Below are 17765 nucleotides of genomic sequence, written 5' to 3'. Positions count from 1 at the left end.
TTAGGCTCAAAATTATGATTTTTCATATTGCTCAAGAAACTGATTGGACGGCTGCCCAATCCTCGGGGGCTTACAAAGCCTCATCCCTTGCAATGGAAGGCTTTATACATTGCTCTGATCAGCATCAAGTTTTAGAAGTTGCCCATCGCCTGTTTCAGAACCGCCAGGATCTTGTTCTACTAGCCATCAATCCTCAACGATTAGAGGCAGAATTGCGATATGAAAATTGTGAGGGGGGAGAAGAGCAGTATCCTCATGTTTATGGCAGCATACCTCTTGCTGCAGTCCAAACGGTGTTTCCCTTTAAGCCGGATGCAGCAGGAACATTTGCGTTACCCACAAATTTAGGAAATTAGCTGTTGCCGAAGTCTGTTCAGGGATTTTTTTAGACTTCGGTAATTGAGGTTTGGCTACAGAAAAAGGGTAAATACGATTGAGCATTCTGCAAATTATGAAGGTGATGTGTGGATGAAACCATCGCCATCACAAAACGAGCAGGTCTCTAATGAGGCAACTGGGATGCCATCATCTTCCCATTCTGTACATACTTTTCCTCGTCCAGAGCAAATGGGGCAGTCTTTGAAAAAAGCCGCTAAAGACGGAGGGATGGTATGACCTACGTCACGTTTTCGCTTGTATAGACGTCGTTTGATGGCAAACTTTAATTCTTCAGACTCCATAGTGGCGGATTCAAACCTGAATAGGCGGTTATGAGTGCAGCCGTAATTGTGGATTGGGGGCGACCCAATTCAGCAGCAGAATAATGGGTGGAAAAATGCAGAAGCAATAGAGGCCCATTTGATAGGACCCCGCAATGTCCTTGAATAATGCCATCCAAGAAGGACCAATTGCACTAGCAAAGACGATACTCATCATCTGTACCCCTGAAATGGCACCCAAATGAGTTCGGCCAAAGAAACGGGGTAATGCCACAGCAGATAAGGTGCCGAAACACCCTCCGCTACTGCCTAACCCAGCAATTGCCAGTCCGCGTAAAGCCACAATATCTAAATTGGCCATACTGGCAATTCCAATACCCAGGGCCGTCATCATGCCCATAAACAAAAATTGCAGCCGAATTCGATCGGCGGCAAACCCCATCAAAGACCCCATAATGGTCGAGACCAATGCCATTGGTATAAATAAGGCCACTGCTTCGGCCTTGGTTAACCCGACTTCTGCCCCCAGATCAACGATATGAAAGGTAATCCCTGTGATTGCTAATGCTTGGCAGGACAGTGCTAAGGTGACGGCCCAGAAAGCTGGCGTACGAAGGGCCTCACCCCGAGTGAAATCAGCGCCTGGATCGGTCGGGGATTGATTTGAGACTGCAGATGGAGTTTTGCCATCCATCTGCAGGCCACATTCTTCAGGGTTATCGCGATAGAAGATCCAGCCTAAGCTGCCCATGCCTATGCTTACGATGAGCCCCATACTGACCCAGGCCCACCGCCAGGTGGTGGCTTCAATCCAAGCGTTGACGATAGAGGGGGTCGCGGCGAACCCAAAAGAGATAAACACCCCGGCAATGCCAGAAGCCAGTCCCCGTCGTTTATCAAACCATTTTCCCAGTGTGTTGCGACTGGACATGGTGAGCATGCCTTGACCGCTGAATCGCAGGCTGGTGAAGCCCAGTACTAGCAAGCCGAAGGCCACATAGCTGGAGGTGGGTAAGTTCAATGTTTGACTGAGGGATACGGCGATGCGATCGCACACGCTCATATATCCCAATGTCAGTCCCAGCCACACCGAAGCCAACACCACTGACAGGCGCGTTCCAAACCGATCGAGAAAGACGCCCCCAAAGGGCAGCAGCAAGCCGCTGGTTACTGTGCCAATCAGATAGGCATTGCTGAGCTGCAGCCGCGATACCCCCGTTGCCTGAATTAAGTAATCCGTAAAGACACTTACCCCCATGGTTTGACCTGGGATACTCATGATGATGCCGATGGTGCAGGCCGCTAAAATCGCCCAGCCATAAAAGAAAGGCAGCTTACCGGGGTCAAAGGGCCAGTGGGGGCGAAGAAGCGGATGGATCTGTGGCGGATTTTGATTAGTTCGTTGCTTAAAAAATTGAGTTCGCAATCTCATGCAAAACCTAGGGAGACAATGGGGGCAGAGTCTTCAGCTTAACGAATTAGCACCCTCTAATCCCTTATGGAGTAGCTTTCTAGCTCCATTCTTGAACCCATTGTCGAAATGCCTTCAGTGTTTGACTGCGCCCTTCCGTTTGACTTCGACGCAAAAACTCAGATATTCCATCAACAATGGGAAATTTAGGGAAGTGAGGACTAAAGCTTGCCTCCTGATACTGCCCATCCCGCAGTACACTAATCCGTAATTTCCCCTCCTCCATGCGCCACAGCTCAGGGACTCCTAAGGATTGGTAAGCCTCCAATCCAGTTTTAGAGGTAACATCCACTTCTATTGCCAAATCAGGTGGCGGATCAGCACTCAAATCAAGTCGACGTTTTCCGATCATCACAGCGTAATTCTCAATATAAAAACACTGATCAGGCTCAACCCCCTTAGCGATATCCTGACGCTTGAACGTCGTTGAACCAAAACATTCATTATTGATATCGAGTTCTTCCAGGAGAATTTTGATCATATCTCCGATGAGCTCTTTATCAACCTCATGCTCAGGGGAAGGCATCCTTAGTTCTAAAACTCCATTACTATAGGCAATTCGAGATGCGCGCCGATCCCCAAGTTCTGCCAGAATTGCTTCAAACTCATTCCAATTGATCCCTTGCAGCTCAATTCGTTGACCTGGATTTACCACCAATTGGCGAAGCTGAAGCGTAACCATAGGGAAGTTGCTGTTAGAGGTGCCTCTAGTATAGCTGTCCCAATAACTTCGGTAGTTCCCATGCCCTCACCCTCTGTAGTTGATGCTGGCTTTACACCGCCAATATTTCAGCAACCATCATCTTCACAATCTGCGGTAGTACCCATGCCCTCACCCTCTGCAGTTGATGCTGGCTTTACACCGCCAATATTTCAGCGACCATTAACTTCACAATCTGCAGACCTGGGAGAGGATACCTGCTTATTCTCCAAAAAACGATTTATGGGTAACCCGCTGCTGTATAAAAACAACACTATTCCCTGCATCAACACCGAATCCACCATCCAATATTCAAGACTCCCCCACCATTCATACTGATTCCGCTTTGAAATGCTGATAATCTTCAGCAATCGGGCGTAGCTAATGGATCGGGGATGCCTTAGACTTCGGAATGGTTACCCCTGGGAATAGGGAGTCAAACCGTTGATTGACCCAGGCAAGCCGCAGCATGAGTAGATGATTGAAACCATCCTCACTCCAGCGCATACCAACCCCCTTAAAGCGCTGTTGAATCAGCCACTTACAAGCACTTTCGACCATTCCTGACCCCAGCGGTATCTGTAGTTGTTCAAAGTGGCGATATTGGATGTGTCGCAGATGGCGCTGGAAATAAGCCTGTACCTGGAGCAACGTCGTAAAAGATTTGCCCGTAAACAATTGTGAGTGAATCAACATCGTCAAGGACCGCAATACTAATAGGTGTTGCCCATGTCGCAATTGGTGTCGCCAGCGCCGAAACCAGGCTTGGGCTTGAGCAGAGCGAGCATCCCCAAACATCGCTTTTGTTGCTCGTGCAAGATGGCCTGCTGCATGAAAGAAATCGAGAACTGCCACAGCACAGTGAGAGAACAAGGTGCGGTAGACTCGCCAGAAGCCTCGCCCCCATCACTCAACCAGATGACGCTTGGGGCCGATTCAAAGTCTTGTTTGCGGGCTTCGAGGTGCAGTAAGGGGATGAACTGGTCGATATCGCCCAATACTGCCACCAGTCTTCGACGTAGTAGTTGGGGGACACGCTTTTGTGCTCGGGTGCCCCGTGTTCCTAGGCGGGCTAAGATAGCAACTTTGACTTCTCGCCACTGGATTTTCCCTTGGGGGTTTTCGGGGTGGGGCGAAAGGGCACCATCACACCGTCAGCAGCAATGGCCAAAGGTAGAGCAGACAACACCTCTGAAATCGCTTCACAAGGAGTCTGGTCACCTGAGGCTTGAGCTTTGAGTTGAGTCTCTAGCTCCTGATAAGCTTTGTTGCCCATGACTTGCACCCAACTCCACAAGCTTGATGAGCTGACGGATAAACCACTCCACTGACTCAGCATCCAACTGGCCAGTTCATAGGGCATAAATAGACTTAACAAGCAGCCTAGACGAACCAATTCTTCACTGCTGTGCTGATAGGAGGTAATCCCAATGGATTGATCCAAAGGAGCGGATAGACTACCTGGACACCTGTGGGGACAACGACCCACCCGTCGCTTTCAGGCAATATTTCCCACCAGTGTCTGCATCTGACGAGATTCCCATCCCTTCGAGTGCAAGCGGGTTCCGCAAGTGGGACACCTCGGCCATTCCAATACTGTTTTGCTCGCCGTGAGAGTTCATCCTCCAGAAGCCAGCGAGCCAAAAACAAACCCATTTGCAGAACGATATAAACCATCTGACTCAGGCTGGGTGCTTCTTTAAGTGCTTCGACCTGTTCTAGAAATTCGTGATGCTCTAGTACGGTTGGCAATTGCGATGTTAGGCTCATGACAAGTTTTTGATTCGGGTACAGGATCTATTGTCCTTGACCCGTTTTTCTTTGAGCCATACATCCCCGATTCTGTGCTTACGCCCTCAGCAATCTGATCACCTCACCTCAGAGACTCATCAGCTTCTTCTCAGATTCCCGCTTTAGATTGAGATTAATGAAAAGCGAGGCACGAAAGATGACTCCGAAACGTATACTATCCACCGCATTACTCAGCTTATCCGTTCTCACGGTTGGTATCAGCGAAGCAACAGCTGCGGAGATTGGTTTATTCACCGATCAACAGGAGCCGGAAGTGGTTTCTGTAAAATTTAGAAAATTCGGTCACCGTCGCCACGGATTTCACGGTCGTCGTCGTTTCCGTCGTCATCATGGCCGTCGTCGTTTTCGCCGCTTCCGTCGCTCCCCTAATTTTGGCTTCAAGAAGTTCAAAGTATTGCAGAAAAAGCACCACGATAAGCACCATGACCATCACGAGCATAAGTTCCATCATGACGATAAAGGGTTTTTCCGTTAGCCTGTATGCCTTTTAATTCAATTAAGCCTCAGATTCAGGGGCTTCCTGGTGTAAATCTGCTGACTCAGGTGCAAACACAATCAACCCCCGAGGAATACATTCCACTTCAATGGGGGTGGTTCCCACCATTTCCCCATCTACGACAACCTTTTGGGGTGGGTGGGTTTTCACTTTGACTCGACGGGTTTGTAGATTGATGATGTCTTCCCGATTGGTGGGGTGGCGCATCAAGGCAGCCCCCACTAAGTTCACCATCGCCCCGACCGCTTCCAAGTCTGTTTGGGGGGCACCAATGGTGATATCTAACAGTCCATCACTGGCATCGACGATCCCTGCTCCTTGGGCCATCACCGAAGTCGGGGGTGCGGCATTGGCAATCGTAACAGCACCAGCCTGAAAGGTTTTGATCACACCCTCGACTTCAATCTCCGTTTCAAAAAGCTCCTGCTGATTGAACTGCTTAATCCCTTCCATAATGTAGGCGAAGGCCCCCCAGCGGTTTTTGGCTTCTCGGTCCGCTCGTTCAATCACTTCCGCTTCTAGACCAATCCCCGCCAACAGAATCATCGGCTGATCGTTACACTTAGCCACGTCGACGACCCAAGTCTTACCTTGGACAATAATGTTGCAGGCACTTCGAATCGGCATAAATCCCTGAGAAATATTGAGAGCAGCGGCGAAAGCGTTGGCTGTGCCTCGGGGAATCACCCCAAGAGGAATATCGGTGCCGATCAATGCCCCTGCCACAGCGGAGATCGTGCCATCACCCCCAGAAGCCAGAATCAGATCGGCTTGAGCTGAAATCGCATCATCTACCAACTCGCTGGGATGGGTATCTGGAGTGGTCAAATGCACAACCAATTCCATGGCTGGACTAAGGAGTTCTTCGATTAAGGTTAAATCATGGTCGGCATTGCCTTGTCCTGATACAGGATTAAAAATTAGGTGGGCGACTCGGGTACGGCGAAGTTGCTCCAAAATGGCCGATGCAGTGGCGACATTAATGGCAAGGGGCACATCATAAACAGCGCAAATCCGTTGAAGGGCTTGAATATCGGGTTCATGGGGTTGGGCATAGAGGGGATCGACTAGGAAAATCACGGCGGTGACTTTACCTTCTGCCACCTGGGTAGAAATTTGGGCATCTCCTCCCATCGGTCCCGACAGCATTCTCTCGATCTCTAGGCTGGTGGCGTCTTTGATCCGCTGTCCGGTCGTGCCGGTGGCGATAATGCGATATCGACAGAGAACGGGTTGGTATTGCTTGGCAAATTCAACGATTTGATCTTTTTTGCGATCGTGGGCGATCAATGCGATCGTGGCTGCCATGCAATTGCCTCATCCTAAAAAGCCTTTTCCTTTTGTTGATCATACGTTGTTCTATTATGATTGACAGCTTTAGATTCTATTTAAAAATTAACTCTTATTTGCTTTTTTATATTCACAGTATGCCTTCCCGAGAGAAGTCAGTTGTATCTCCTTGTTTGCTTGCCAGCTATGGCCTTCTTTAGGCCTAATTAAGTTGTTGGAGCGTAGTTTACGGAGTTGTCTATGCTCATCACTTCCCCTTAGAAAACCTTTTAGGCTTCGTTGTCCGCCACAAATATGATCAAGCTTTTTATTGGTACCATCGTCATTTTTTAACAAAATATCTATGCTTTTGAAAACCTTATCACTTAAATTTTCTTCCTCGAATTTGGCAAGTAGAGTTTGAACCAAATAATCATAGCTATCTCGCTCATTAATAATTTCACTTATGTCTGACTGCTTTTGATCTAATTCTGATTGCTTTTGGTCTAACTGATGGAGCAATGTTCGAGTAAATGCGCCTGGAAGAAATAGTCTTGAACAAAGGTAGCCAATAAAGAAACCAGAGATTGATAACAGAAGGATTATGGATATGCCAAAAATACCATTTCCATCTCCTAACACTTTATTTAGAGAATTTGTTAGACTTCTCAATATGTCGGGAATAGTTCTTAGCTGAACTAGGCCGATACCAATTATAATCTTAGTCAGCCAGTCAGATATTTCCTCAATATTAGTGTTATCTGAATATCTATTTGTGCTTGAAGTTTTGGATGTATCTAAGCCATTTTTCTGCTTTTTATCTTCATTTGTATTTTTATCGCTTAATAATACAAATTCATTGCGTTCAGATCTTCTTTGAGCCGATCTTGGGATCCCAAAAAGAATGCCAAAAAAAGAGCCAAATACTAATGAAGATCCACCAATAGAAAGTGTAATACTAAGAGTTTTTAGTGGATTTTGTTTGCTATCCCTTTTTGTTAGATTGTTTTGGCTACTTAGGACTGTTTCACTTGATGAATTATTTATGGCTTTTTGACTGGCCTGATTGCTTAAATCCTTATTGAAGAAAGTAGATGAAGAGAAAATGAATACTAATAAAATTCCAATCCATACAGGCACAAGAACAGCCTGTAAAGAGGTTGCAGTGTCTCGTGAGCGATTCTCCTTTCTCTGTAATGTTGAATATAGTGCAAATATAATTGCACAAATTCCTGCAAGAAAAATACAAGCAAATAATATAAATAAAGCAAGTTCACTTTCCTTGGCTACAAATAAAAATACAATTAAAAATGCAATTAAAAATATTCCTAATAAAAAAAAGAATATAGTTGTATTTTTTATTGCATTAATCAAGGCTAGAGATATCGCTTCAGGGGTTTTATCTTGCATCTTCTTCTCGCTTTTTTCTCATGCTTCCTCTAGAAATAGACCTCATGCCACTATTCATTTACTCATAAAATAAATTTATTGATTGATTTTTGAATTTATATAATTATTATTGCACCTGCAAGATATTCTCTCTTCTGGTTAGAGTCTATATTCTTTAAATAAAAACCTGTTACTATCATTAGGTTGGGTAAGAACTTTGTAAGTTTATCAGTAATGAACAAATGTCTGCGTTTAATGGTGAGGCTTTTGCTCATGATAATTCTATTTATTAGTTTTTGTGATGCTATTAGACCTTCGTCTAATCCTTTGTGGCCAGCGAACATGCCATGATCTGTAGTTGATCTTTCCTAAAATCTGAGGTTCGGATTTTGCGGATAAGCCAGACTTTCAAAGTCTCATCTGGGTTGGTTAGTGGAATGGTTGCACTCACCCTGTTGAGCCAACCTGTGCAGGCAGCCAAAGGCGATCATGTTGATCAACTGAAAGAAACGCGTGAATGTGCCGACTGCCAGCTTGATAAAGCTAAATTAGGGGGAGCGGATCTTCGGAATGCCAACCTCAAAGGGGCCAATCTCAAAGAAGCGAATCTGCGTGGTGCAAAGCTAGATGGGGCAGATCTCCTTCGGGCGGATCTCAAACAAGCTGATTTGCGGGAGGCAAACCTTTCCAGTGCCCAACTCACCCTCAGCAATTTAGAAAAAAGCCAACTGGGGGCAGCCATCTTATTTCGGGCTAACTTATCCCAAGCTCAGCTCACCCTGAGCGATTTGGAGAATGCTCAACTCCGCGATGCCAACTTGAGCCAAGCTAATTTAACCGAAGCCAATTTAGCGAGGGCCAACTTAGGTAAAGCTCAGTTGAATCAGGCTAATTTAACCACCGCCAATTTATCCCAGGCTCGATTACAGAATGCATCTCTAGTGGGAACCCAGTTGATTAACGCCAATTTAGAAGGTGCATCTCTAAAAGGGGCCAACCTGATTGGGGCGGATTTAACAGGTGCCAACCTAGTGAATGCTGATCTGAGGGAGGCCAAACTAGATGACACCACAGTTATCGATCCGAAATGGCGGAATGCTTGGGCCATCCTCAACCAAAAGCAAATTGAAAGCCCTGTTGCCGAAGAGACCTCGGAATCACTGGCTCCAGAACCTTCTGCTACAGAAGGCCCTCCAACGCAGGGCAAAAATCTGAGTGGTGTGCATTGGGTAGGCATTAATTTAAAGGGAGAAGATCTAGAAGAAGCGGATCTGTCTCAGGCCTATTTGTTTATTGTCAATTTGCAGGATAGTAACCTGAGAGCGACTGATTTTAGTAATGCTCGCCTCCGCTATACCGATTTTCGCCGAGCCAATTTGACCAATAGCAATTTAGAAGGTGCCGATCTGCGCTATGCCAATTTAGAAGGTGCCGATCTCAACCTAGCCAAGCTGCACAAGAGCAAAATCAATATCAAAACGGTTCTGGCGGATAAATGGCGGCAAGTATGGGAGCTAGTCAACCAGGGGGGCAGAGAGCTAGACCTCAAAACCGCTGACTTAGCCCAAGCGGATCTAAGCCAAGTGGACTTTTTCCGGGTGCAGCTTCCCCAAGCGAATCTTACCCAAAGTATTTTGGATGGGGCAAATTTGACGGAAGCCAATCTGTTTCGGGCCGATCTGACAGGAGCCAGTTTGAAGGCTGCAACCTTAAAGAATGCCAACTTAGCAGAAGCCAATTTGGAGAATGCCAATATTGAGGGCACAAACCTTGATGATGCTTATCTGTGTGGAGCCATAATGCCTGATGGAACAACCCACTCCTGTCCCTAGGGAAAGAGTCTTAGTAGTTACTGAAAACCGGAATTGCCGATTGCGACGGTACAGATGGTCTGTGGGACCGTTGCTGTGGGGGTGGGGGTTGGCCTTCGCCCTGCTTCCCCTACCGCTCAAAGCTCAGGAAGGACTGCAGGACTATGATCATTGGGCGGGATTATGTCAGAGCCTAACTCAGCAGAAGCAATATGAAGATGCTCTGAAAGCCTGTGACCAGGCGATTGCCTTAAATACCAACGATCCGCAGACCTGGACCGATCGCAGCACAATTGTGTTTGCCCTAGCCAAACATTCAGATGCCGTTGCCGCCTTTAACCAGGTCCTCAAACTAAAGCCGGATGAGCCTCAGATTTTGGCTAAACGGTGTATCAGTCTCTTTAAATTGCAAAACTATGAGCCTGCTCTTAAGGATTGTGAGTTGGCCCTCCAAGTGGCGGATCAACGGGGGCAATCGCTGCCAGATCAAGCCTGGTATTACCGGAGTGCAGCTCTGTTTAAGCTGGAACGGTTAGAAGAAGCCTTGGCTGCCTATGACTGGGCGACCCATATTCATAGCCGAGATGGCCGGGCTTGGGCCGAGCGCTGTCAGGTCTTGGCTGCCCTAAAGCAATATTCTCAGGCGTTTGAATCCTGCGATCGCGCCCTCCGAGGCGACAGTGATTGGGGAGATAGTTCTCCGGCAATAGGGTGGTCCCAACTTGCTCAACTACACCGACAATTGGGGGATTACAACCAGGCCCTCAAAGGCTATGACAAGGCGCTTGCCTTCGCACCTAAGGATTCCCAACTGTGGTCTCAGCAAGGGATTTTGCTGGATCAATTGGGAGAACATCAGCAGGCTCAAGCGTCTCACGGGTTTGCCGTGACCCTGGCCCCGACCTCTTCTGCGGCCCTGATTCAGCAATGTGCGAACGCCAACCAACTTCATCAGTTTGAGACGGCCCTAGCCAGTTGCGAAAAAGCATTTCAGGAAGGGGATGGAGACTGGGGAGAGGCGGGTTTAGAGTTTGCCTGGAGCCAGCGGGGAACGGCCCTGATTGGTCTAGGGCGGTTTGAAGAAGCGCTGACCTCCATTGATCGAGCGTTAGCCTTAACGCCCAAAGATGCCCATTCCTGGAGTGCACGGGCCTTGTCTCTCTGGCGTCTAGGCCGATTCGATGAAGCCCTGGATGCTGCTGCTCAGGGGGTAGAAGTTGATCCGCAATCTTCCTTAGCTTGGTTTAACCAGGGCCGGATTCTGACGACTCTGGGTAAGTTAGAGGAAGCCGTTGCGGCCTACGACCAGGCATTAAAAGGAGATGCCAATGCAGGGAAGCAGCCGACGCTGGTAGAAATTTGGATCAATCAAAGTGCAGCCTACTGGCGGCTGGAAGACTATGGTCAGGCCCTATCGGCTGCGGATCAGGCCGTGGCCCTGGATGCCAAATCCGATCGCGCTTGGTATAACAAAGCCTTGGCTCTGATGGGATTACGCTCCTATAGTCGGGCGGTGACGGCCTATAACAAAGCCCTTGCCTTTAATGAAAAAAACGCCGATTATTGGACCGGGAAAGGCATTGCCCTGAAGGCTTTGGGGAACTTCCCTGAAGCCCTTGCCAGCTTAGAACAAGCCCTTAGTCTGAATCCCAACCATTCTCTGGCTTTGCTGAATCAAGAGCGGGTGAAGAAGCAAATTGAGCCTTCCCAATAGGCGGTTAGGGTTTGCGGGCTGTGATCGCTTTGCGTGCGATCGCAAGTTCGTATTCACCATACGTATTGGAAATTTGCACCTGAAACCCAATCTGTTGCAGTTGTGCCGCTATCTCATCGGCATTGTAGAGCTGCTGTCGATGGATTTCTTCGTCTCGTCGATAGAGGGTGCCGTCTTGGCGAAACGTGATGATTCGTCGGGTCAGGATCATTGATTCCAAATCTTCCTGCTTTTCTACTAAGACCATCCAGTCCTCGCCTTCTCGAAAGCCTTGACTCGTTTGTCCCGCTTCAACCTGACCCGGTTCAACCAGATCAAAGATAAACAGTCCTCCAGGTTCTAGGGCATCAAAGACTCGCTGGAAGATTGGACCTAGCCGAGACGAATTGTGCTCCGCATCGAATAAATAATTTAGACCTTCTCCCAGAACCGTTACTGCCTGACAGGTTGGAAGATGGGCCGTAAATAAGGACTCCACCCGAAAGTCTGCAGCAGGAACCCGACTGCGAGCCAGATCAATCATGGCCTCTGAAATATCAATCCCTAAGACTTGATACCCCGCCTGGACGAGGTGATCTGCCCAGATGCCGCTACCACAGCCTAAATCGACCACTAAACCGGATTCAATTTGATGCCTTTGAAAGCAGGCTAAGATCTCGACCGCCGCTTGATCCGCAAATCCACCAAACCCAATATCGTGAATATAGGCCAGGTCAGTTTTATACCAATCTCCTTTGTGATTCACCTTAGGTATCTCACTCCTTAGAATCAGAGCTTGGCAGAATCAGGGTTGCGATCGCAAGCTAGAAAATCCAGGGGAAATAAAGCGATATGACTCAGGCCAGTTTTAGAGAACGACCTAAGCAGACATGGCTTGGGTTTCCCCATTGGAATAGAGCAAGGCTCGCTTCGGTCCATGAATGGGATCTTCAACGATAATGGTTTCGTCCCGCTCAGCCCCTAGGGACACAATCGCAATCGGGACTTCAACGATGCCAGCTAAGAACTTAAGGTAGTCCAGGGCTTTGGGAGGTAAGTCTTCTAACGTGCGGCAATGAATCGTGGATTGCTTCCAGCCAGGCAGGGTTTTATACACGGGTTTGCAGCGGGAAAACTGGCGAGCATTGGTGGGAAAGTCCTTCGACTCATGGCCATCAATTTCATAGGCCACGCAAACTTTAATTTCATCCACCTCGTCGAGAATATCGAGCTTAGTCACCGCTAGACAGTCCAGACCGTTAATGCGGACAGCATAGCGACCAATCACAGCGTCAAACCAGCCGCAGCGCCGCCGCCGTCCAGTAGTTGTGCCAAATTCAGCACCTCGCTCACAGAGGGCTACCCCCATCTCATCATGAAGTTCGGTAGGGAAGGGGCCTTCCCCCACCCGAGTGGTATAGGCTTTGGCGACACCGATAACCCGATCAATCATCGTGGGGCCTACTCCCGTCCCCACACAGGCCCCGCCAGCGACTGGATTGGAAGACGTGACGTAGGGATAGGTGCCATGATCTAAATCCAGCAAAGTACCCTGGGCACCTTCAAACAAAATGTTTCGGTGCTGCTGATAGGCATCGTAGATTTTTAAGGAACAGTCAGCAACGAAGGGGCGCAGACGATCCGCATAGACTTGATACTCAGCAATCACCTCTTCTGGATCTAAGTGAGGCAGATTATAGAGTTTTTCGAGAATGACGTTTTTATAGTTAACGGTCCACCGTAGCTGCTTCTTCATGCCCTCTGGATCCATCAGATCCAGGATGCGGATGCCGGTTCGCTCGGACTTATCGGCATAGGTGGGGCCAATTCCCCTGCCTGTAGTGCCGATCTTATGGTCACCCCGACGCTCTTCAGAGGCCTGATCAATCATCCGATGATAAGGCATGGTGACATGGGCTGACTCGGAGATAAACAGATGGCTGGTGCTGACCCCCAGCTTGTCTAACATATCCAGTTCTTCGATCAGTACTTTGGGATCGATAACGGTTCCAGAGCCGATGATGCAATCGGTGTTGGGGTAGAGAATGCCGGAAGGAATCAAATGCAACTTAAAGGTCTGGTCATCGACAACGACGGTATGGCCAGCGTTTACTCCGCCCTGATACCGAACCACCACATCTGCTGAGCGACTCAGCAAATCGGTTATTTTGCCCTTTCCTTCATCGCCCCACTGAGCACCAATTACAACTACGTTAGCCAAGGGATTATTTTTAAAAACGACTATTTCACAAACAACAATTATCGGTAGTGGTGGAGACTTCTGTCAATCTTGTAATCGGTATTCTTCCCACTAACTCGATGTTAAAAATGCATGTAAAACCGAGCTTATGTTGCCCAAAACCTAGAGAGATTGAAGCTTCAAAACCTAAGTTTAAGCATCCGGTTCTTGCTCAATAGAGCGGGAGAGTTGTTCTAGGTTCTCTAACGGGACCAATTCTTTCTCTTTCTCTTTCACCTTATTGGAGAAGAGTAGCGGCAAGGGTTTCTCGATCCAGCAGCTGGCAACAGGTAACATGGCTTCTAAATCATCCAAAACCCGAGGGATGACCATCACCGAATTCAACTCGCCGATTCGTTCTGCTTCAAACATGCCTGCTTCAATGGCGACCGCAACATTGGCAACGGATCCCCGAACCATGGCGGTACATAATCCCGCCCCGATAGTTTCATAAGCCGAGAGTTGAACATTAGCGGATTTAAGCATGGCATCTGCGGCTCCCACCATGGCTGGAAAACCGCGAGTTTCTAATAGGCCAATGGATTGGTTGCTTAATCGGGAATAGCCCCGTTGCTGCTGGGCGATTTCGACTAGATGACTGCCAATGGGAAAGACGGCTTCCAAGTTGGGCATGGGTCTAGCAATCACCAGTTTGGAGACGGTTTGCCCCAGCTTCTCCGCTAAGCGACTGCCTTCTTCTACGGCTAGACGCACATCCGCAATATTGCCCCGCACAATAACTGTGCATAATCCGCTCCCAATTTTCTCGTAGCCAACTAAGGTCACTTCGGCGGCCTTGAGCATCGCATCTGCGGTTCCTACAATCGCAGGGAAACTGGGAGTCGATAACAGACCCAAAGCACTATCAGGTCTGCGTTTCCGTTTTAACTTTGAGGCAGGAATCATATCGGCGGGCAATACCTAGACGGAGACAATGGACCCAGACATCCTCAAGTGAGTCTCGTTCAGTTTAGCAATAACCGCAATGGTTGATTGGCTTAAGCATTATGGCGGTGAATTACGAGCAAACAAGACCTGAAGCATCTGGGTCACATAGGCTCGTCCAATGACTTGGGATTGCCTCTGAGGACTACTCGCAGGCGCAGGAGTCGGCATGGGTGGAGGACTGGGCCAAGCTGGATTGACTGGATTAGAGGGTAGAGCGTCATTCAAATGTGAACCCTCTTCAGACTCGTCAATGGTCGATCGGCTGGCATCCCCCATAAGTGAACCCTCCGGAATAACCTGTTGGGTCACAATATCGGTATTGATGATGGTGGTGCAATCGCCAATACAGGCATTTACACCAATGGTTGCCTTGCCAAGAACCAAAACCCCCGCCCCTAGGACAGCATTACTCTCAACGGTAATTGTTCCTTCAAAGGCTTGAATAACAGCTCCGATGCCGATACAAGCGCTGGCGCCAATCACAATTTTGCTTTGGGGGGCAGCCTGCAAGATCACACCAGGAGCGATTTTGGCGTGGGGATGGATCGTAACATCCCCAATCACACAAAATTGCGAGGTGCTAACCGGTTGCGGGGGGGAAAGTTGCATCAGCAATGAACCTTAGGCTCTTAGGCTAAGAGTGACAAGATCGTTCAGACTAAGACCCTTGTGACATGACATCTAGTGCGCTGCCACGGGCTTTTGAATCACAGATTCTAAGACGCGTCGCTTGGCATTGGTATCAATACCAATTAAGCGGACATATTCTTTTTGGTGGTCGGCCATGCAGGATTCTAGTGCCGCAATCACCTGGGATTCTTGCTGGGTTTTAATAGGAGGACAGCTTTGCCAAGAACTGGTTTGGAACCGACGTTTGTCCGCATATTCTGTGCTAATTCGGTAGCCTTGGGCTAGAAGCGATCGCACTTGCGCTACGGTATTAGCATCTAAGCCACCACCATTGCGGGGGCTAAATCCACGTCCTCGAGAGCTTTTGGTCGCTGGCGCTTGAAAAGAGCGAGAACTTGATGTCTTCACTGAAGATGAAGTCGCAGTTGAACCACCAGGACGTTGAATAATCGTTTCAGACATCCGCTTCTTGGCCCGCTTGTCGATGCCAATCAGACGAACATAGTCATTGGGATGTTCGGCCAAACAGGCTTCGACGCCAGCAATCACCTGAGATTCTTGTTGCGAGGCAATGGGTGTGCAGCTTTGCCAAGAGCTGGTTTGGAATCGGCGTTTGTCCGCATATTCAGTGCCAATTCGGTAGCCTTGGGCTAAAAGAGAGCGAATCTGATTCACAACTGTTCCATCCAGGCCAGCCGAAGGGGCAGGACGGTAGCTTGAACTATTACTTTCGACTTTGCTGGAATAGCTAGAGCTGGAGCTTGCCGGTCTCGCTTTAGGGGCTGATGGACTGGCTTTACTATTGCTATCTGGACGCTGAATGATGACTTCTAGGACTCGGCGTTTGGCTTTCGGGTCAATCCCGATTAGGCGAACATAGTTTCCAGGATGTTCTGCAATACAGCTTTCTAAAGCGGCAATGACTTGAGATTCTTGCTGGGAATTGATGGGTGTGCAGCTTTGCCAGGAACTGGTTTGGAAGCGGCGCTTGTCTGCATACTCGGAACCGACTTGGTAGCCTTGGGCAAGAAGAGAGCGGACTTGGGCAATGGCATCCGCCCCTAAACCTGCGCTAGCCCCACTATTAGGACTGCTGCTGGCATAACTTGGACTGGCATAACTGCTGCTTGAGGATGAAGTAGAAGCAGGCCGGGACGCTGGAGGGGCTGCTTTAGGCTTGTCGCTGGGACGTTGAATAATTGCTTCAAACACCCTCTGCTTGGCTTGGGTATCAATGCCCAGCATGCGGACATATTCCCCTTGATGCTCAACGATACAAGCTTCCAATGCTGCAACCACTTGGGATTCCTGCTGCGAGGCAATGGGGGAGCAGCTTTGCCAAGAGCTCGTTTGAAAACGACGAGCATCGGCATGTTCAGTGCCAATCCGGTAGCCTTGACCTAGGAGGGAGCGCACATGGGCAATGGTTTCTGCATCAATGTTGCCGCTGCTGCTGATATGGCTAGTGGTGTAATTTTTAATCGTCTTTGTCACAGAACTGATAGAGGCCGATTTCACCGGACCATCTGGACGTTGAATAATGGTTTCCAGCACCCGCTGTTTGGCTTGGGTATCAATCCCAATTAACCGGACATATTCCCCTTGATGTTCCGACATGCAAGATTCTATCCCAGCCAATACTTGCGATTCATTGGTGCCAGTAATGGATGGACAGCTTTGCCAAGAGCTGGTTTGGAAGCGGCGTTTGTCGGCATGTTCACTGCCAATTCGATATCCTTGTGCCAGGAGTGACCGAACTTGACTCACAATTGCAGCATCTAGGGTGGTATGGTTCATTGGCTTGGTATCAGTAGTAAAACGGTGTGATTGAGAATGGCCGATGTTGGCTCGGGCCGGACGAATAGAGGTTTGAGTGCTAGCCCCAGAAACTTCACTTTTTAGGGCTTCATTTACATGAATGATTTGCTGAGTGAATTTGCGATCGCTTTCCAATACATCAGGTAGAAGATTGGCCTGCTCTTGTTTTGTAATTACGGCACCAGAAGGCACATACTTGCCAGGTGGAATTTCTACTCCCTGAATTAACGCGTGCATCATGATCACGCAGTTATCACCCACCTTGGCGTTAAAGACTGTCGAGCGAAAGCCAATAAAACAGTTGTCACCGATAAAGGCAGGCCCATGTATAAGGGCCATATGGGTGACACAACTGTTATTACCAATCCAAACGGCATAATTCTGGCCATCCTTACCGCGAACTTGCCCTGGCTCGATGGCGTGGATGACTGCTCCATCCTGGATATTGACATTGTCGCCGATGTGAAAGGGAAGTCCTTGATCGGCCTGAATCGTACTTCCAGGCGCAATCAGTGCATTTGCACCCACGTGAACATCACCCATTATTTTTGCAAATGAGTGAACATAGGCAGAAGAACTTAACCGTGGCTCGGGTAAATTCCCTGCCTGCATGAATGCTGATGTTGATGGGCTATGGATTACCATAATGACAAACTCCCCTACACAAAACGCGATCGCGAGTGAGTAGTGACAAAAGAAGTGAAGGCTAATTAGGTTTAGAAATCAAGTTCAACACCTCAGGAACTTAATGGTCCAAATAGCCTAAGGAGTCAGCTAGGATGCCGACAATCTTACGTAAGGTTTCAAGCAATCACACCTCCTAGAAGGTT

14 protein-coding genes and 1 pseudogene are annotated in these 17765 nt (G+C 48.4%); 5 read left to right on the top strand and 10 right to left on the bottom strand.

Annotated features, from left to right (window positions below):
- Positions 1-14: 14 nt before the first annotated feature.
- Both ON05_RS04465 and ON05_RS04460 read left to right on the top strand, forming a co-directional pair.
- Positions 15-356 carry a DUF952 domain-containing protein gene (locus ON05_RS04465; protein ID WP_010470306.1) on the top strand — a complete coding sequence of 114 codons (342 nt, stop codon included), beginning with the start codon at positions 15-17 and terminating at the stop codon, positions 354-356.
- Positions 357-468: 112 nt separating this feature from the next.
- The gene (locus tag ON05_RS04460) at positions 469-615 is read left to right on the top strand and encodes a hypothetical protein (protein ID WP_262561203.1); all 147 of its coding nucleotides are present in this window, start codon (positions 469-471) and stop codon (positions 613-615) included.
- A gap of 93 nt (positions 616-708) precedes the next feature.
- On the opposite strand, the gene ON05_RS04455 is transcribed toward ON05_RS04460, so the two are convergent.
- The 3 genes and pseudogenes from ON05_RS04455 to ON05_RS38400 all read right to left on the bottom strand — a co-directional run bounded on the left by ON05_RS04455 (position 709) and on the right by ON05_RS38400 (position 4600).
- A complete protein-coding gene (locus tag ON05_RS04455) occupies positions 709-2091 on the bottom strand; it encodes an MFS transporter (protein WP_010470303.1) in 1383 nt (460 codons plus the stop codon).
- A 79-nt stretch (positions 2092-2170) separates the two neighbouring features.
- Positions 2171-2812: a Uma2 family endonuclease gene (locus ON05_RS04450; protein WP_010470300.1), complete on the bottom strand. Its 642-nt coding sequence runs from the start codon at positions 2810-2812 to the stop codon at positions 2171-2173.
- A gap of 399 nt (positions 2813-3211) precedes the next feature.
- Positions 3212-4600, bottom strand: a pseudogene (locus ON05_RS38400) (ISKra4 family transposase).
- 178 nt (positions 4601-4778) lie between these two features.
- Here ON05_RS38400 and ON05_RS04425 point away from each other — a divergent pair.
- Positions 4779-5117, top strand: coding sequence for a hypothetical protein (locus ON05_RS04425; protein ID WP_139025604.1), 339 nt, complete (start codon positions 4779-4781; stop codon positions 5115-5117).
- A 21-nt stretch (positions 5118-5138) separates the two neighbouring features.
- On the opposite strand, the gene mgsA is transcribed toward ON05_RS04425, so the two are convergent.
- Both mgsA and ON05_RS04415 read right to left on the bottom strand, forming a co-directional pair.
- Complete coding sequence (mgsA, locus tag ON05_RS04420; protein WP_010469354.1) at positions 5139-6446, bottom strand: methylglyoxal synthase; 1308 nt, start codon at positions 6444-6446, stop codon at positions 5139-5141.
- Positions 6447-6533: 87 nt separating this feature from the next.
- Positions 6534-7817, bottom strand: a complete 1284-nt coding sequence (locus ON05_RS04415) for an MFS transporter (protein WP_010469362.1) — start codon at positions 7815-7817, stop codon at positions 6534-6536.
- A 416-nt stretch (positions 7818-8233) separates the two neighbouring features.
- Between ON05_RS04415 and ON05_RS04410 the strand changes: the two genes are divergently transcribed.
- A complete protein-coding gene (locus tag ON05_RS04410; protein WP_010469364.1) occupies positions 8234-9628 on the top strand; it encodes a pentapeptide repeat-containing protein in 1395 nt (464 codons plus the stop codon).
- Complete coding sequence (locus ON05_RS04405) at positions 9603-11321, top strand: tetratricopeptide repeat protein (RefSeq protein WP_236618833.1); 1719 nt, start codon at positions 9603-9605, stop codon at positions 11319-11321. The genes ON05_RS04410 and ON05_RS04405 overlap by 26 nt, the downstream gene beginning before the upstream one ends.
- A gap of 4 nt (positions 11322-11325) precedes the next feature.
- Here ON05_RS04405 and ON05_RS04400 read toward each other — a convergent pair whose 3' ends face one another.
- The 5 genes from ON05_RS04400 to ON05_RS04380 all read right to left on the bottom strand — a co-directional run bounded on the left by ON05_RS04400 (position 11326) and on the right by ON05_RS04380 (position 17580).
- Complete coding sequence (locus ON05_RS04400) at positions 11326-12066, bottom strand: class I SAM-dependent methyltransferase (protein WP_010469366.1); 741 nt, start codon at positions 12064-12066, stop codon at positions 11326-11328.
- A gap of 114 nt (positions 12067-12180) precedes the next feature.
- Positions 12181-13521: an adenylosuccinate synthase gene (locus tag ON05_RS04395; RefSeq protein WP_010469369.1), complete on the bottom strand. Its 1341-nt coding sequence runs from the start codon at positions 13519-13521 to the stop codon at positions 12181-12183.
- A gap of 171 nt (positions 13522-13692) precedes the next feature.
- On the bottom strand, positions 13693-14445 hold the full coding sequence (locus tag ON05_RS38395; protein ID WP_010469371.1) for a BMC domain-containing protein: 753 nt from the start codon (positions 14443-14445) through the stop codon (positions 13693-13695).
- A 99-nt stretch (positions 14446-14544) separates the two neighbouring features.
- Entirely contained in the window at positions 14545-15096 is a 552-nt protein-coding gene (locus ON05_RS04385; RefSeq protein ID WP_010469373.1) for a hypothetical protein, read from the bottom strand.
- Positions 15097-15168: 72 nt separating this feature from the next.
- Positions 15169-17580, bottom strand: coding sequence for a ribulose bisphosphate carboxylase small subunit (locus ON05_RS04380; protein WP_029314987.1), 2412 nt, complete (start codon positions 17578-17580; stop codon positions 15169-15171).
- Between the last annotated feature and the right edge of the window lie 185 nt (positions 17581-17765).

Source organism: Acaryochloris sp. CCMEE 5410, from assembly GCF_000238775.2.
Lineage (GTDB): Bacteria > Cyanobacteriota > Cyanobacteriia > Thermosynechococcales > Thermosynechococcaceae > Acaryochloris.
The sequence above is the reverse complement of the archived record's forward strand: the minus strand, read 5'-3'. Positions and strand labels throughout refer to the sequence as shown.

What these genes read in the sequence shown, in the direction of transcription:
- ON05_RS04465 (WP_010470306.1), top strand. Translation starts at nt 15, where the DNA reads ATGATTTTTCATATTGCTCAAGAAACTGATTGGACGGCTGCCCAATCC.
- ON05_RS04460 (WP_262561203.1), top strand. Translation starts at nt 469, where the DNA reads ATGAAACCATCGCCATCACAAAACGAGCAGGTCTCTAATGAGGCAACT.
- ON05_RS04455 (WP_010470303.1), bottom strand. Translation starts at nt 2,091, where the DNA reads ATGAGATTGCGAACTCAATTTTTTAAGCAACGAACTAATCAAAATCCG.
- ON05_RS04450 (WP_010470300.1), bottom strand. Translation starts at nt 2,812, where the DNA reads ATGGTTACGCTTCAGCTTCGCCAATTGGTGGTAAATCCAGGTCAACGA.
- ON05_RS04425 (WP_139025604.1), top strand. Translation starts at nt 4,779, where the DNA reads ATGACTCCGAAACGTATACTATCCACCGCATTACTCAGCTTATCCGTT.
- mgsA (WP_010469354.1), bottom strand. Translation starts at nt 6,446, where the DNA reads ATGGCAGCCACGATCGCATTGATCGCCCACGATCGCAAAAAAGATCAA.
- ON05_RS04415 (WP_010469362.1), bottom strand. Translation starts at nt 7,817, where the DNA reads ATGCAAGATAAAACCCCTGAAGCGATATCTCTAGCCTTGATTAATGCA.
- ON05_RS04410 (WP_010469364.1), top strand. Translation starts at nt 8,234, where the DNA reads ATGGTTGCACTCACCCTGTTGAGCCAACCTGTGCAGGCAGCCAAAGGC.
- ON05_RS04405 (WP_236618833.1), top strand. Translation starts at nt 9,603, where the DNA reads ATGGAACAACCCACTCCTGTCCCTAGGGAAAGAGTCTTAGTAGTTACT.
- ON05_RS38395 (WP_010469371.1), bottom strand. Translation starts at nt 14,445, where the DNA reads ATGATTCCTGCCTCAAAGTTAAAACGGAAACGCAGACCTGATAGTGCT.
- ON05_RS04385 (WP_010469373.1), bottom strand. Translation starts at nt 15,096, where the DNA reads ATGCAACTTTCCCCCCCGCAACCGGTTAGCACCTCGCAATTTTGTGTG.
- ON05_RS04380 (WP_029314987.1), bottom strand. Translation starts at nt 17,580, where the DNA reads ATGGTAATCCATAGCCCATCAACATCAGCATTCATGCAGGCAGGGAAT.